The sequence below is a fragment of the Mesorhizobium sp. WSM4837 genome (assembly GCF_055811435.1).
Genome location: NZ_JBVVQE010000012.1, coordinates 98,359 through 113,473 on the forward strand (window position 1 = coordinate 98,359; position 15,115 = coordinate 113,473).

The window sequence follows — 15,115 nt, forward strand, 5'->3', positions numbered from 1 at the left end:
GGTGGCGTCGTCCATGAGAGATATGCGCTCAAAGCTCGACCTGCTCGTGCGCGGCATGACCGGCCTGCGCCATGACGGCCGTTTCGACGAGCCCAACCTCGACGGCACGGCCGGCGACTACATCAGCTTCGATTCCTGGGAATGGCCGCAGGGTGTAGGCCTCTACGGCCTCGTTTGCCTCTGGCGGCACAATCGCGACCCGAAACTCTTGAAGACAATCGAAGATTGGTACGAGCGCCATTTAAGGGCGGGCCTGCCGCCGATGAACATCAACACCACCGCTCCGATGATGGCGCTGGCATTGCTCTGGGGCGAGACACGCGACCAGCGCTGGGAAACGCCTCTCTGCCAATGGGCCGAAAGGCTGCTTCGCGACATGCCTCGCACGCCCGAGGGCGGGTTCCAGCACAATGTCTCAGACAAGATCAACGACGACGAATTGTGGGACGACACGTTGTTCATGGCCGGCCTGTTCCTCGCTTTCCACGGCCGCGCGGCCGGCCGGCAAGCTTGCATCGACGAGGCTGTTCGCCAGTTCCTCGTCCATGCGCGCTATCTCGCCGACCCGAAAACCGGCTTGTGGTTCCATGGCTGGACATTTGCCGGCCGACATAATTTTGCCGGCGCTCTCTGGGCCCGCGGCAACGCCTGGATCACGGTCGGCATCCTCGACCTGATCGAAAATGGTGGTGTCGGCAAGCCAGTCGAAGCCTATCTGCTCGGCGTGCTGGAAGCGCAGATCGAAGCGCTGCTGCGCCTGCAGGCGCCATCGGGAGCATGGCACACTTTGCTCGATGACCCGACCTCCTATGAGGAGATGTCGGCCACCGCCGGCATCGGCTATGGTCTCATGAAAGCTGCGCGCCTGGGCTTCGGGCCCAAGGCGTGCGGTCCAGCGGGCCGGCGCGCACTCGACGCGGTGCTGGCCAGCATCGACGAGAACGGCGTGCTCGGAAACGTTTCCTATGGCACCCGCATGGGCCATGATCTCCAGTTCTACCGCGACATCCCGATCCAGCCTACCGGCTACGGCCAGGCCCTGGCGATCCTCTGCCTCACCGAGGGGATGATCCATGCCGAAGCTGACGAGGCAGCGGCATGACGATGCGCGTTCTCTTCGGCGCCGGTCCGGGCGACATCGATGGCTACGGAACGGAGCGGCTGCGCGCCGAGTTTCTGGTGGAGCGGCTGTTCGAGCCCGGCCGTATCGCCTTCGCTTACACCCATGTCGACCGCATGATCGTCGGCGGCGCGTGCCCAACCGGAGAGCCGCTGAGTTTCGGCGATGGCGCGGACGTCGGCACGCCTCATCTGTTCACCGCGCGCGAGATGGGCATCGCCAATCTCGGCGGCGCAGGAACGGTGAGCGTCGACCAGCAGCGCTTCGCGCTCGCCAACCGCGATGTGCTCTATGTCGGGCGCGGCGCGAAGCAAGTGACGCTCGAAAGCGACAGCGCCGCGCACCCCGCCTGGTTCTACATGAACTCGGTTCCGGCCGGCGCAGACATCAAGCATCGGCTGATCACGAAATCCGAGGCGAAGCCGCTCGAACTCGGCGAGGAGCGACGCGCCAACAAGCGCACATTGCGCATGTACATTCATCCGGAAGTCGCGCCTTCCTGTCTGTTGCTGATGGGCATCACGGATCTCGCTGCGGGCAGCGTCTGGAACACCATGCCCCCTCACCTGCATGAGCGGCGCATGGAAGCCTATCTCTATTTCGATCTCGCGGCGGAAGATCGGGTAATCCATCTGATGGGACGGCCGGACAATACCCGCCATCTGATCGTGGCCAATGGCGACTGTGTCATCTCGCCGGCCTGGTCGATCCATATGGGCAGCGGAACCGGCCCCTACGCCTTCGTCTGGGGTATGACCGGCGAGAACCAGGCCTATAACGACGTGTCGCCCGTGCCCGTTGAGACGCTGCGATGAACACCGTGGAACCGATCACGCACGATCTTACGCTGCGCCGGCCGCTCGCGCTCGGCGGCCCCGTCGTTTACTGGCTCGTCGGCACGACGTCCGAGCAGCGCTACGATGTTGCGGATCAGCCGATGCAAGGGGAGATGGATCCCTTCTTCTTCCTGACCAAGCACAAGAATTTCATCCCGCACGAATATCCCTGCCGAACCGAGTTTGCCGCCGAACGCCGCGGGAAACGGCCCGAGCCGCAGGGCGTGTTCGAGCCGGACCGTGTTTGGCTTCCGTTCGGCTCGCCCCGTGTCGACCTGTCGGGCTTCTGGTTCCGCCCGACCGTGGTCGCCACCTGGGCAAGTACCGTGCTCGATGCAGGCTCGGACGGCCAGGCGCGGCTGCGGCTGCGCACCTGCGGCGGCGCCGTTTTGTTCGTCAACGGGATAGAGGCCGGCTGGATGGCGCCCTACGGGCGCAATCTCGAGGCTTCTCAGGATTTCGAGGTCGATCTCGTCGCCGGCGCCAACGAGATCAGCATCTGGTTCGACGATCTCGCCGAGCGTGACGCACGCTACTTCTTCCAACTCGACTATCTCCGGGGCCCAACTGCCGAACAGGTCTTGCCCACGACCGTCAAAGGCGACGTCGCGGCGGCCATGGAAGCCGCTCTCGACGCGATGCATTTCGAGCGTCCATTTTATTCCGGCGGCGAAGTGGCGCTGGTGACGGATGTCGCGCTGCCGGTTGCGGTGGATGCAGCTGTTGTGATCGAGGGCGACTTCATGTCGATCGAGGCGCCCGTGATCTTCCGCCGCCGCATCGAAGCGGGGGCAAGACGCATCACGATTGCCGCCACGGAAGACCTTCCCGCCGACTTCCGGCATTTTGCCGTATCGCTCTCATCTTCAGGCTTTGTTGCCCAGCGGGTCTTCGGCGTCGAGATCTGTCATGCGGCGCGTCAGGGCCGCGCTCCCGCCGTCCTTGCCGACAGGATCGGCGAAGCCCTGGAACAGGTCTCCAACTTCGCAGAGGCCGATACCGTGCGGGCGCTGGCGCGGCTGGCGACCGGCCGTGGCGGCGCCGAAACCGACGCCATCATTGCTGCTGCACTGCCGGCGATCGAGGATTGCCACGACTGCGCCGATTTCATCCTGGTTCCACTGCTCTGGTGCCGTCGTGCCTATGGCAACAGGATCGCGGTCGATCTCCGTCACCGCATTGACGAGGCGATCCTCAATTATCGCTATTGGATGGATGAGCCGGGCAACGACGTGCAGTGGTACTTTTCCGAAAACCACGCGCTTCTGTTTCACACCGCGGCTTATCTCGGCGGCCATCTCCTGCCCGATGCCCGCTTTGTCCGCTCGGGGCGCACCGGCGCGGAGCAGTCGACCGTGGGCCTTGCGCGCGTGCGCGCCTGGCTTGATCATTTCGAGGCATGGGAGATGGCGGAATTCAACTCCGCCCCTTATTTCCCGATCGATCTCAAAGGGTTGACGATCCTGTACGCGCTTGGGCCAGACGCCGATGTGCGCCGGCGCGCCGGGGCTGCGATCAACCGCCTGCTCGAGATCGTCGCCCGCTCGGCTCAGCAGGGCATGCTTACCGGCGCACAGGGCCGCTCCTACGAACACACGCTGCGCGCCGCCCGTTCGCTGGAACTTTCTGGCATTGCACGCATGCTGTGGGGCAAAGGTTTCTACGGCATGCGCTTCCACGCCCTGCCGCAGCTTGCGCTCTGCCTGCGCGACCATGGGCTCCACGTCCCGCAAGAACTGACCGGTATCGCCTGCATGGCCGGCGACGACGCGCAGGAATGGTGCTTCGCGCAGGGCCAGAACCGGATCGCCAAGCTCTACCACTACAAGACCCGCGATTTCGCCATGGGAAGCGCAGCAGCCTATCGCTGGAACGAATGGGGTTATCAGGAAACGGTGCTGCACCTGCGCCTCGGCGGCAATCCCGACGCGCAGATATGGATCAACCATCCGGGCGAGACAATTCATTCGGGCTATGGCCGTCCGTCTTACTGGGGCGGCTCCGGATCTCTGCCGCGCGTGCATCAATACCGCGACCTGGCGGTTGTGTTGTTCAGCTGCGCTGCCGAGCAACCCGACTTTACCCATGCCTGGTTCCCACAGAGCGCGTTCGACGAAGCGAGGGTCAAGGAACATATAGCTTCGGCGCGCGGCGGCGATGGGCTCGCGATGCTGAAGGCCGACAGCGCCTTCGAGCTCGTCGGCCGCGGGCCGACGACTGGAAACGAGTTGCGCGTGCCGGGCCATCAAGCCGCGTGGATCATCCGTCTGGGCCGGCGCCGGCAATACGGGTCGTTGGAGGAATTCGAGGCGCAGTTTTCCCAGCTCGCGCTCGGCCACGGAAAAAACGGCCTTCTGCATGTCAATGACCTGGAATACGGCGACGTGCTGTTTCATCCGGATGGCCGCATGGAGGCTGAGGGCCGTGTCATCGATCCGGCCGACTGGCAGGTCACGGGCGAAGCCACGTTCTTCGCAGCCGACTCGATCGCAACCAGGTGAGGATCGGATCAAAAGGAGCCCAACAAGCAGCAGCTCGGACAGCGACAATCAAGCGGTGAAGACCGCAAAAGCGGAGGAGTGAACCATGAGAATGAATTCGATAATCCTGGGCCTTTCGGCGGGCCTTCTGTCGTCGACCGCGTTCGCAGGCGACGTTCGCGTGATGTGGTACTCGGACGGCGTCGAGGGCGAGGTTATACAGGACCTGCTCAACCGCTTCATGAAAGACAATCCGGACATCAACGTCATTCTCGACAATGTCGCCTACAAGGTTGTTCAGGAGCAGCTTCCGGTCGAACTCGAGGCAGGACGGGGCCCTGATATCGCCCGCGTCACCAACATCAAGGAACTCGCCGATCATTGGCTCGACCTGACGCCTGTGATTGCCGATCCGGCATACTGGCAGACGAATTTCGGCGACCAGTTCGACTGGATGCGCCCTGACGGTTCCAAGATCATTCCGGGCTTCATGACCCAGATCACGCTGACCGGCGGCTTCGTCAACAAGACGCTTTTCGAACAGGCCGGCGTGCCGATCCCGGCCGACACCGCAACCTGGGACGAATGGGTCGAGGCCGCCGGCAAGGTGCAGCAGAGCCAGCAGCTCAATGCTGCCTTTGCCATCGACCGCAGCGGCCATCGTATCTCGGCGGCGAACATTTCTTATGGCGCCAATTACATCGGCGGCGATCGACTGCCGGCGCCGATCGACGCCGGCACGAAAGCCTTCGCCGAAAAGCTGGTCAACTGGGTTGCCGACGGCCGCATGAACAAGGAGATCTGGGTGTCGGCGTCGGGCACCACCTATCGCGCCGGGGCCGACGACTTCATCAATGGGCAGATTGCCTACTATTATTCGGGCAGTTGGCAGGTCGCAAACCTGGCCAGCAAGATCGGCAAGAACTTCGACTGGGTGGCGACGGGCTCGCCGTGCGGCACCGCCGCCTGCACCGGCATGCCGGGCGGCGCCGCGCTGGTCGCCGTCAAATACACCAAGAACCCCGCTGAAGTCGGCAAGGTGATGGACTTCCTGGGCCGCGAGGACATCATGCGCGAATTCACCGAGCGCACCCTGTTCCTGCCCGCACACAAGGGCGTTCTCGCCGGCAAGATCGATTACAAGACCGATGACGAGAACGTCAAGGCGTCGCTCGAAGCCTTCCTGAAGGCATCGGGCAAGATCGCGCCGAATGCCGCCGCCCTGCCGGCATGGAAATGGGGAACTCCGGTTTATGGCGCGCTGGTGACCCGCATCAGTCAGGTCATGGCCGGCGAGCTGAAGCTCGACGAGGCTTTCGTCCGCATCGACGAGGACATCAAGGCACAGGTGGCCGAGGCATCGAAGTAGCGTCGCGGCAGTGTCATGGGAGACGTCCGAAACGGCATAGCAACGCGCGCCGGCGCCATGATCCTGGCGCCGGTCGGCTGGCTTGCGAATGTTTTCGATGCGCCACTGCGCATGTTGCAACGGCGCACGGGCAGCAATGGCATGGCCGTGTTCTTCCTGGCGCCGAACATGCTGGTGTTCGGCATTTTCGTGCTGTTTCCGCTGGTCATCAACATCCTCTATTCGATGACCGGTGGCGGGGCGCTGTTCCTCGGCGACCGCACCTTCGTCGGCGCCGAGCAGTATGGGCGGCTGTTCAGTTGTGGCAGCTATCTCGATCCGAAGAGCTGCACCGAGGACCTGTTCTGGATCGCGGTTTGGAACACCCTGGCCTTCGTCGTGCTGCAAGTGGCGATGATGGTCGCCGTAGCGCTTGTCACCGCACTCGTGCTCAACCGTGAGTTGCGTGCGCGCAGTTTCTGGCGCGCCGTGTTCTTCTTCCCTGTGCTTTTGTCGCCGGTCGTGGTCGGTCTCATCTGGCGCTGGATTCTGCAGCGGCAAGGACTGCTCAACCTGATGGTGTTCGAGGCGGGCGGGACCCCGCTCAACTGGCTGGTGGAGCGCAACTGGGCCTTCATGGCGACGATCATGGTGTCGGTCTGGGCTCATGTCGGCTTCTATGCGCTGATCCTTCTCGCTGGCCTTCAGGCCATTCCGAAAGACCTCTATGAGGCCGCCGAGATGGACGGCACACGGCCCTTGCGCGTCTTCTGGCGCATAACGCTGCCCTTGCTGGCGCCCAACCTCCTGGTGGTGCTGGTGCTGACACTCATCCGCGCCGTGCAGATATTCGATGAAGTCTATGTGCTGACCGGCGGCGGTCCCGGGACCAGCACGCTGTTCCTCACGCAGTACATCTACGAGGTCGGCTTCGCCTCGATGCTGCGCAATCCGGGGCTCGCCTCCGCGGCCTCGATCCTCATGGGAGCGGTGCTGGTCGTGCTGACCTTGATCCAGCTGGGCATCGCAAGGCGCAACGAGCAGCGGGGCAAAATGCGATGAGCAGGGTTGCGGAATTTCTGTTCCGCCGGCGCGGCGGCGCCGGCTGGCACTGGACCGACGTTTTCACCTGGTTCTGGCTGATCGGCGGGCTGATTGTCATGTTCGGCCCGGCGCTCTGGCTCGTCAACTCGTCGTTCAAGACGCCTGCGGCGCTGGCGGAGTTCCCGCCGACTGTATTGCCCTATGTCACCGCCGAAGCGATCGTGGAAGGGTATGAGGAGCCGCTGCAGCTCTTTGAAGTGCGCAATGACGACGGCAGCGTGCGCGTGCTCGCCGAAGTGCGCCGCCTCGGCACCGTCGCGCAGATGGTCGATCCCGCCAACCCGGGCGAGATCATACGCGTCAACATCCAAAACCGTACGCCCAAGCGCAGCATCGCCTTCGCGCTCGACAATTATGTCCAGCCTTTCCTCGCCTTCGACTTCTTCCTCTATCTGCGCAACTCGGTCTTCGTCACCGTGGTCGCCACCCTGATTACGCTCCTGACCAATTCGATGGCCGCGTTCGCACTGTCGAAGTACAATTTTCGGGGACGTTCGGCTGTGATGATGCTCATCGTCGCGACGCTGATGGTGCCGCTCTCCGTCATCCTGGTGCCGCTCTATTCGGTGATCTCGGCAATGGGACTGTTCAATTCGCTATGGGGCGTGATCCTGCCCACAGTGGCGACGCCCACGGGCGTCTTCATGCTACGCCAGTACATGCTGACGATCCCCGACGAGCTGATCGACGCAGCGCGCATGGACAAGGCGTCGGAATGGCAGATCTACTGGCGCATCATCCTGCCGCTGACCGCCCCAGCGCTGGCGGTGCTGGCGATCTTTTCCGTCGTCTGGCGCTGGAACGACTTCCTCTGGCCACTGATCGTCCTGTCGCGCAAGGAGGTCTATACGCTGCAGGTCGGTCTCAACACCTATGCCGGCCAACTCAACGTGCAATGGCATTACATCCTGGCCATGACCGTCGTCACCATGATCCCGGTCGTGCTGGTGTTCATTTTCCTTCAGCGCTTCATCACCACCGGCATTGCCGGCTCCGGTCTGAAATAGAGGCTACCATGAGCCAGATCACACTCACCGGCGTATCGAGGGCTTTCGGCAAGGTCGGCGTGCTGCACGACATAAATCTCAATATCCTTGACGGCGAGCTGATCGTCTTCGTCGGCCCCTCCGGCTGCGGCAAGTCCACGCTGCTGCGGCTCATCGCCGGGCTTGATCGGCCTACAGGTGGCGCGATCGCGATCGACGGCAAGGACGTGACCACCGTTCCGGCCGCCGACAGGGGATTGGCGATGGTGTTCCAATCCTACGCGCTGTACCCGCACATGAGCGTGCGCCAGAACCTGGGCTTCGGACTGGAGAACGCCCGTATGGCGCGTGCCGAAATCGATGCGCGCATCGCCGAAGCCGCGCGGATGCTGGAAATCGCGCCGTATCTCGACCGGCGCCCCGGCCAGCTCTCCGGCGGCCAGCGCCAGCGCGTTGCGATCGGCCGCGCCATCGTGCGCAATCCAACCGCTTTCCTGCTTGACGAGCCGCTGTCCAATCTCGATGCCGAGCTGCGCATCTCGACACGCGCCGAACTGGCCGCCCTGCACGAGCGGCTGTCGGCGACGATGGTCTATGTCACGCACGACCAGATCGAGGCGATGACGCTTGCCGACCGCATCGTCGTGCTGCGCGCCGGCCGCATCGAGCAGATCGGCACGCCGCTCGACCTCTACAATCATCCGGCCAATCTGTTCGTCGCCGGTTTCATCGGTGCACCGCGTATGAACTTTCTGCCGGTCAAGCTGGCACCCGGGGGCACTGGCCGGTCAAGCCTCACGCTGGACGGTTCAGCTGGATTCGAGATCGATGGGAAGGTCAGCGCGGCCAATGGCGACGTGACGCTCGGGCTGCGGCCACATCACATCAGCCTCGCCGATGCCGGCAAGGGAGATGTTGCGGCCCGTGTCGCGCTGGTGGAAGCCCTCGGCTCCGAGACAATCGTCCACACCAGGACAAGCGGCGGCCAGATCATGCTTGCGGTTGTCGCCGGACAATGCCAGGTGGCTTCAGACGACACGGTGGAGCTGAAGTTCGATACCAGCCATCTGCATCTTTTCGATGACACCGGCCTGCGCATCGCTGTGAGTTAGAAGTCGGCTTACCCCGTCTGGGGCGTCATCATCTGCATGCCCCGCCTCCTCAACGACGCAGGCTGGCGTGGCGGGCATGCTCGCGGATCTCTTCGCGAGAAATGCCAGCATCCGCTAGTGTGCTGTCTGGGGCCTGCCTCAAGCTCGCAAGCGTCTGGCGATAGGCAAGCCAGCGGGCGAAACGGTGTCGAAGTTTGTCGAACATGATCGTCTCCTTTGGCGCGCAGAAAGCCCGCGCGCCTGGGTTGGTCGAAAACGCAAAGCATCTGCGCGAAGCGCATGCGCGATCGAAAGGATTCGCTGGCTTCTTGGCCAGCCGAGGCGCTTGTCACTGTCGCTCCAGGCAGGATTGTCCAACGCCTTCAATGCCTGCATGCTTGCGCGTGATGCCCGCTTCGCGCTACAGCCAAGGTCGCAAGGAGTTCTTCATTTCTGCAAAATGAATATCGACTGGGACGATCTGAGGCTGTTTCTCGACGTTGCGCGGCTGGGTGGCTTGAGCGCAGCGACGGGAACCACGCGCCTCAGCGCAGCCACACTTGGACGACGCGTCACTGCGCTCGAAAGGCAGATCGGCGAACCGCTGTTCGTGCGCCAGCAGGCAGGCTACCGGCTGACCCCGGTCGGTGAAGAACTGCTGCGGCGCGCCGAAGACGTCGAGGCAGCAATGCAGTCGCTGACCCGCTGGCGCGAGGGAAACCTGCCCGACCGCATTGTCCGCGTCTCGGCCGGGCCATGGACCTCAGCCTTCGTTTCCGCCCATATCGGCGAGATCTGGACGGTCGATGACGGCATAAGGGTGGAGCTCGTCACCACCACCGACCGTGTCGACATCGGCCGCCGTGCCGCCGACATCGGCATACGCAGCGAGCGACCGACCGAGCAGTGGCTGGCCGGCCGTCAGAGCGGCAAGGTCGCCTACGCCATTTATTCCGGACGCCACCTGATCAACGGCATCGCCGCCGGGTTGTTCGTCGGCGTCACCGGCGAAGCGGCAAACCTTGCCTCGGCGCGCTGGCTGCAAGCCCATCACGGCGACCGCATCGCGGTGCGCGGCAACAACACCCATTCGGTGCGCGAACTGGTGGCCGCCGGCGCCGGCCTTTCGATCTTCCCGTGCTTCGTCGGTGACAGCGATCCGCGGCTGGTCCGCGTCGCTCAGCCTATCCCCGAACTCGAAACCGACCAATGGATCGTCACCCACCACGAGGAACGTCACGCGCCGCCGGTACGAAAAGTCGCCGACCGGATTGCCGCCTTGATGCGGGCGCACCAGCCGCTGTTTCACGGCGAGACGCCGATCCGGTAAGCCTCAGGCGTCGATCGGCCGCCAGCTGAACGGCATGCTGGCACTCGTGCCGGATTCCTGCGCCGTCAGGCCTAGGCCGTAATACTTCAATAGGGACTCCAACTCGCCATGCCGCTGTGTCCAGCCGCTATTCGCGGCACGGCATTCGAGCCCAGAGGATGCTTTGTTCCATGGCTGACCACCGTCAAAAAGAGCGCTGTTAACCAAATTTTCTAACCCGCCAATGCTTATTCGGGCGATTGAAGGGGTGAGGTGATCGATGTGCGATTCAAACATAAGCGCATTTCCGCTGCATCGGCGGCGGAAATTGGTCGAAGGGATCGCCCTGGTCCTGGAGTCCAAGAACGGGGAGGACGCGAACGCCTTCTGGCGCAACACCGCCAAGGCAATTCTCGTTCAATTATCCGAATCAGGAATTGCACCCGGGCTGGCCGAACAGGAAGTCGGAACGCTTCTTCATGCTGTCTTGGATGATATAGCCACCCGCAGTGCGGCGAAACTAGCACAATAGCATTGGCTGGCTCACGACGATGGATTGCCGCGTGGCACCACTGCATCCGTCAAATGCAAGGTTTTTCAATGCGGATGAAAAGATAGCCGCGTTCGTCGAAATCATGCCTCACCGTTGCAGACACCAGCCAGTCGGGTCATGAAGGGCTCGGATGAGCCCTGACGCCCCTTACTGCGCAATCGGGGAGGAAATCCTGCGCATGGGCGCGATCACGTTCGGTCTATGTAGCTGCCCCCACCATGCGCGCCTATAACACGAAGAAGTCGTCCACTGTGAGGAATGTGCTCGGGTCCAAGACGGCAAACTTGACAGTCGCCGCGCCTCCTGCTCCGTCCACATCGAACAGCAGATCGCCGGTCTCCTTGTCGTAAATGATGTGGTCGTTGTCATCGATGGCGTGCTTGCCGACGACGAAAACCGCAGCGGAAAGCGAGCCGGCCGACAGCCCGACGAATGCGGAGCTGTCCAGCCAGAACACATCGTCGAGCGCATTGAAGTCTTCTATCCTGTCGTAGTTCGCCGGCCCAAGTGCGTCGAACACGAAGACATCCCTGCCCCCCTCGCCGGCCAGCAGGTCGCGGCCGGCGCCGCCATTGAGGATGTCGTCGCCAGCACCACCTCGCATGTCGTCGGCGCCGGCGCCGCCGTCGAGGACGTCGTCGCCAGTGTCACCGCGGACGCCGTCTGCGCCCTCACCACCGCTGATCTCGTCATTGCCAGCGCCGCCCTTCAGCCAATCGGTGCCCGCGCCTCCAATGATGTCGTCCGCGCCCGCGCCGCCGAACAGCTGGTCGTGGCCGGCGCCGCCGTCGAGCGTATCGTTGAACGGGGTGCCGCTGATGCGGTCGCCACCGCCCAGCGCGGCGACGAGCACGGCATGATCATGGCTTGCGTAGCTCGCGACGTTTTTGGCGTCGGTCAGGGTAATGGATTCGGCCGGCGGAGTGACGGTGATCGTAATCGTCGCCACATTGCTGTTGCCCTGGCCGTCCGTAGCGTAAACCGTAAAGCTGTCGGTGCCGATGAACGCTGCCTCCGGTGTGTAATCGAACAGGTTTCCGCTCAGAAAATCCGCATGATAGTGCAGGGTAGTGCCATAATGACCCTGGTGAAACGGGTAGTGGTTACCGTCGAAACTCGTCTCCTGCTCCAGGGTGCCGCTGTCCGGCCCGTCCAAGACGATAAAGTTCAAGAGATCGTAGTCGGCATCTGTCGCGCTGAACTTGACGTCGTCGAGAGATTGCGCCTGCGAAATCGACAAGTCCAGGTCGGCAACGTTGGGCGCGTGATTAACGAAGGTGTCGGACTGAAGCACGCCCCCTTTCAAGATGATCTGATGCTGACCGTATTGAGTGTTTTCGCCGCCGAAATATTCGTTCGCCCCGACCCATGTCACCGTGAGGTCGTCGGGGCTGTCGGCGCTGATCGAGATGATCCGGACCGACTGGAAGGCCGCCTGGTCGGACACGGTGCGGAGAAAATTGCCTTCGTTGTCGAAGACCTGCGTTTCCACTGTCGTCCAGGTTTCGGTCCTGCCCTCGTGGGTGAAGCTGGTGATGGTGAAGAAGCCATCGAAGACATCGACCGAAGCTAGTTCGATCCCACCGAAAGGGAAATCCGGCTTTGCGCCTATCGGTCCGATTACGTCGCCGTCTGTTTCCGTAATGCTGAAAAGGACCGAGTCAGGACTCGGATTGGGATTCTCGGGTTCGTTCCATACGATGAGTTCGCTGCCATTGCTTAAGGTCGGCATCCTGTCTCTTCCTTGCCTTTGCCTGGACGTGCTGCGGATGGCCCCAATTCCAACGGTAACATGTTACGCGAGACGGATCGGTGACAAACCCAACCGCCTTTCGCCTTCTACGAATGTGGTTAATTCGGTGATCATGCCGAACTGTCTGATTGGATTCGGCAATGGGCCGACGCTGGTGAAATCCAGTCGGCGATGCGGCGAGCCGACGAGGTGCGGTCGTGCTGGCATCAGGGACTGCGGACCCGAAGCGATCTCTGCTCCAAAGGATCATTCGCAGGATCACCCTCAACTCGTCTCGCCCGTTCGGCCCGACCTTCCGCTTGCGAACCGGACGGCCTATCTCGACTCGCTCGTTGGACGCGGCGACCGGCCCTGGCGGCAGCATCTCATGCGCCATTTCTCGTAGGAGGGCAAAGCGTTGGTTTCGCGCCGAACGACACTTAACGTCGCCTCCCGCAGTCAGCAACGCCGAGCCTTGAGCGCACGGGTGAGGAGCCGGGCGTCATTTAGCTGGGTAGCGCAGATTTCGAACGCTTTGGTCGGCCCGTGCCAGCGCAGCTCCTCGACATTATCGAAGAGGCGAGCGTCGGTGCGCAGCGTCGCGAGATTTTTGAACAAAAGCGCGATCTCTCTCCGCTTGCCGAGGATTTCCTGCGGAAAGCTTTCAAGCGGGCCGTAGCGGCCAAGCAGCCGGGCGGCCGAGACCAGGCCGATGCCTTCGAGACCCGGGTAGCCATCGGCGGCATCACCCACGAGCGCGAGGAAATCTGGGATCAAGGCCGGCTCAACTCCGAACTTCTCGCGCACGCCGGCGGCATCGCGAATTTTCTGGGTCCTGCGGTCTACCTGGACCACATGGTCACCGCGCACACACTGCGCGAGATCCTTGTCCGGCGTCCAGATGCACACCTTCTGCACGCCCTCATCGGCAGCCGCGCTGTGTGCCGCGGATGCCAGCGCGTCGTCGGCTTCCAGCTCGATCATCGGCCAGACCGCCACTCCCATCGCCGCCAGGGCGTCCTCGAGGGGGTGGAACTGCGCGAGCAATGCCGGCTCGATGCCATCCCCGGTCTTGTAGCCGGGCCAGAGCTGATTTCTGAACGATTCGATTACATGATCGGTGGCCACCCCAATATGTGTGGCGCCGTTCTCGATCATCTCCAGCACTGTATTCAGCACGCCGACGACGGCACCAAACGGCTTGTCCTGGCCATTGTTGAACCGGCGTTGGCCATAGAAGTGGCGAAACAGTTCGTATGTGCCGTCTACCAAATGAATGATCATCGCAATCCTTAGGGAAACAACATCCGGCCCGGTCTGCCATACCGATAGCGGCATCCAGGGATGGTTCAGTCGAAGAAGCACGCATCCTCTTCCCTGAGATACTTTCGGGCTGCTTCGGCGTCGAGATCGAGGCCCAGCCCCGGCGCATCTAGCAGATCCACCATGCTGTCCGTCACGATCTGCGACGGCAGGCCGATTACGAGGTCCTCCCACCAAGGGTCGGAGGCGCTCGGATATTCGAAGGCGATGTAGTTGGCGGGCAAGGTGGCGCAGACGTTGATCAGCGCGCCGAGGCCAAGCAGGCCGTTCGCCGTGCCGTGCGGCGCCATCAGGATCGAGTGCATATGGGCGTGCTCGGCGACCCATTTGAGCTCGGCAATGCCGCCGATATCGGCAGGATCGGGGCCGATGACGCGCACCGCCTGCGTCTCGATCAGTTCCTTGAAATTGTGCCTGAGGTAAATCTGCTCGCCGGTATGGATTGGCGTCGAGGTCGAGGTGGTCAGCTCCCGATAGGCCTGCGGATTGACCCACGGCACATAGTCGCCAGTCAGCATGTCCTCGAGCCACATCAAATTGTATTTTTCGACCGCGCGAGCGAACTTGATCGCATCGGGCAGCATCCAGCCCGGGCCGCAGTCGAGCGCCAGGCTTACCTTGTCGCCCAGCACTTCCTTCATCGCGATCACGCAGTCGAGCATGTGATTGAAACCACGCTCGCTGATCACACCCTGATCCATGGCACCGTGATAGCCGGCCTGCTTCTGCGTCACGCCGTAATGGAAGCCCTCAATGGTGTCCTTCATGTTGGAGTGGAACGAGATTCCCTGCTTGATCATGAAGAAGTTCTGCGGCTGCTCCATCATCCATTTGACGTCAGCGGCGTAATCCTCCGGCCGGTCGCCCGTGCGTTTCCTGCGGATCGAGCCGTTGTAGACGCGCACCTGGTCGCGCACCTTGCCGCCGAGCAGTTTGTAGGCCGGCACGCCTGCGGCCTTGCCGGCAATGTCCCACAGCGCATGCTCGATAGCGCTGACCGCTGCGCCATAGGGCTTGAAAGAGCCGCGTTGGCGGATCTTCAGCATCACCCGTTCGACGTCGGTCGGGTCCTCGCCGATCAGCGCCTCGCGAAAATGCAGGACCCAGGGCTTGAGGTAGGGCTTGGTGTACTCGACCTCGCCCAGGCCATGGAGGCCCCCGTCGGTGACGATGCGAACGATGGGGTGCTTGCCGATAACAGCGCAACGGAGGTCGGTGATCTTCATCTTCGGC

The 15,115-nt window shown here is 62.6% G+C and carries 14 protein-coding genes; 9 read left to right on the forward strand and 5 right to left on the reverse strand.

Annotated elements, in window-relative coordinates; all coding sequences use genetic code 11:
* Positions 1 to 13: 13 nt before the first annotated feature.
* The 7 genes from bglB to AC0L3D_RS09700 all read left to right on the forward strand — a co-directional run bounded on the left by bglB (position 14) and on the right by AC0L3D_RS09700 (position 8,986).
* Positions 14 to 1,102 (forward strand): beta-galactosidase BglB, encoded by a 1,089-nt coding sequence (bglB, locus tag AC0L3D_RS09670; protein WP_031254343.1) that lies wholly within the window; start codon positions 14 to 16, stop codon positions 1,100 to 1,102.
* The gene (gene kduI, locus AC0L3D_RS09675) at positions 1,099 to 1,935 is read left to right on the forward strand and encodes a 5-dehydro-4-deoxy-D-glucuronate isomerase (protein ID WP_027151263.1); all 837 of its coding nucleotides are present in this window, start codon (positions 1,099 to 1,101) and stop codon (positions 1,933 to 1,935) included. The genes bglB and kduI overlap by 4 nt, the downstream gene beginning before the upstream one ends.
* Positions 1,932 to 4,457 (forward strand): hypothetical protein, encoded by a 2,526-nt coding sequence (locus tag AC0L3D_RS09680; RefSeq protein ID WP_473644016.1) that lies wholly within the window; start codon positions 1,932 to 1,934, stop codon positions 4,455 to 4,457. Before kduI ends, AC0L3D_RS09680 begins: the two co-directional genes overlap by 4 nt.
* Positions 4,458 to 4,542: 85 nt before the next feature.
* On the forward strand, positions 4,543 to 5,805 hold the full coding sequence (locus AC0L3D_RS09685; protein WP_473628331.1) for an ABC transporter substrate-binding protein: 1,263 nt from the start codon (positions 4,543 to 4,545) through the stop codon (positions 5,803 to 5,805).
* Between the two features lie 15 nt (positions 5,806 to 5,820).
* The gene (locus tag AC0L3D_RS09690) at positions 5,821 to 6,846 is read left to right on the forward strand and encodes a carbohydrate ABC transporter permease (protein ID WP_473644018.1); all 1,026 of its coding nucleotides are present in this window, start codon (positions 5,821 to 5,823) and stop codon (positions 6,844 to 6,846) included.
* Complete coding sequence (locus AC0L3D_RS09695) at positions 6,843 to 7,895, forward strand: carbohydrate ABC transporter permease (RefSeq protein ID WP_419694133.1); 1,053 nt, start codon at positions 6,843 to 6,845, stop codon at positions 7,893 to 7,895. The genes AC0L3D_RS09690 and AC0L3D_RS09695 overlap by 4 nt, the downstream gene beginning before the upstream one ends.
* 8 nt (positions 7,896 to 7,903) lie before the next feature.
* Positions 7,904 to 8,986 (forward strand): ABC transporter ATP-binding protein, encoded by a 1,083-nt coding sequence (locus AC0L3D_RS09700; protein WP_473644020.1) that lies wholly within the window; start codon positions 7,904 to 7,906, stop codon positions 8,984 to 8,986.
* A gap of 49 nt (positions 8,987 to 9,035) precedes the next feature.
* Here AC0L3D_RS09700 and AC0L3D_RS09705 read toward each other — a convergent pair whose 3' ends face one another.
* Positions 9,036 to 9,191 carry a YjiS-like domain-containing protein gene (locus AC0L3D_RS09705; protein WP_084833633.1) on the reverse strand — a complete coding sequence of 52 codons (156 nt, stop codon included), beginning with the start codon at positions 9,189 to 9,191 and terminating at the stop codon, positions 9,036 to 9,038.
* Positions 9,192 to 9,425: 234 nt separating this feature from the next.
* Between AC0L3D_RS09705 and AC0L3D_RS09710 the strand changes: the two genes are divergently transcribed.
* Complete coding sequence (locus tag AC0L3D_RS09710; RefSeq protein ID WP_473534447.1) at positions 9,426 to 10,295, forward strand: LysR family transcriptional regulator; 870 nt, start codon at positions 9,426 to 9,428, stop codon at positions 10,293 to 10,295.
* Positions 10,296 to 10,298: 3 nt separating this feature from the next.
* Here AC0L3D_RS09710 and AC0L3D_RS09715 read toward each other — a convergent pair whose 3' ends face one another.
* Positions 10,299 to 10,571: a hypothetical protein gene (locus AC0L3D_RS09715; protein ID WP_473534446.1), complete on the reverse strand. Its 273-nt coding sequence runs from the start codon at positions 10,569 to 10,571 to the stop codon at positions 10,299 to 10,301.
* A 31-nt stretch (positions 10,572 to 10,602) separates the two neighbouring features.
* On the opposite strand from AC0L3D_RS09715, the gene AC0L3D_RS09720 reads away from it, so the two are divergent.
* Positions 10,603 to 10,806: a DUF6074 family protein gene (locus AC0L3D_RS09720; protein ID WP_236473698.1), complete on the forward strand. Its 204-nt coding sequence runs from the start codon at positions 10,603 to 10,605 to the stop codon at positions 10,804 to 10,806.
* A gap of 247 nt (positions 10,807 to 11,053) precedes the next feature.
* Here AC0L3D_RS09720 and AC0L3D_RS09725 read toward each other — a convergent pair whose 3' ends face one another.
* From AC0L3D_RS09725 to AC0L3D_RS09735, 3 genes are all read right to left on the reverse strand, one after another.
* On the reverse strand, positions 11,054 to 12,559 hold the full coding sequence (locus tag AC0L3D_RS09725) for an Ig-like domain-containing protein (protein WP_473644022.1): 1,506 nt from the start codon (positions 12,557 to 12,559) through the stop codon (positions 11,054 to 11,056).
* Between the two features lie 459 nt (positions 12,560 to 13,018).
* On the reverse strand, positions 13,019 to 13,924 hold the full coding sequence (locus AC0L3D_RS09730) for a 5'-3' exonuclease (RefSeq protein WP_473644024.1): 906 nt from the start codon (positions 13,922 to 13,924) through the stop codon (positions 13,019 to 13,021).
* Positions 13,909 to 15,108, reverse strand: a complete 1,200-nt coding sequence (locus AC0L3D_RS09735; protein ID WP_473534443.1) for a mandelate racemase/muconate lactonizing enzyme family protein — start codon at positions 15,106 to 15,108, stop codon at positions 13,909 to 13,911. Before AC0L3D_RS09735 ends, AC0L3D_RS09730 begins: the two co-directional genes overlap by 16 nt.
* Positions 15,109 to 15,115: the final 7 nt, after the last annotated feature.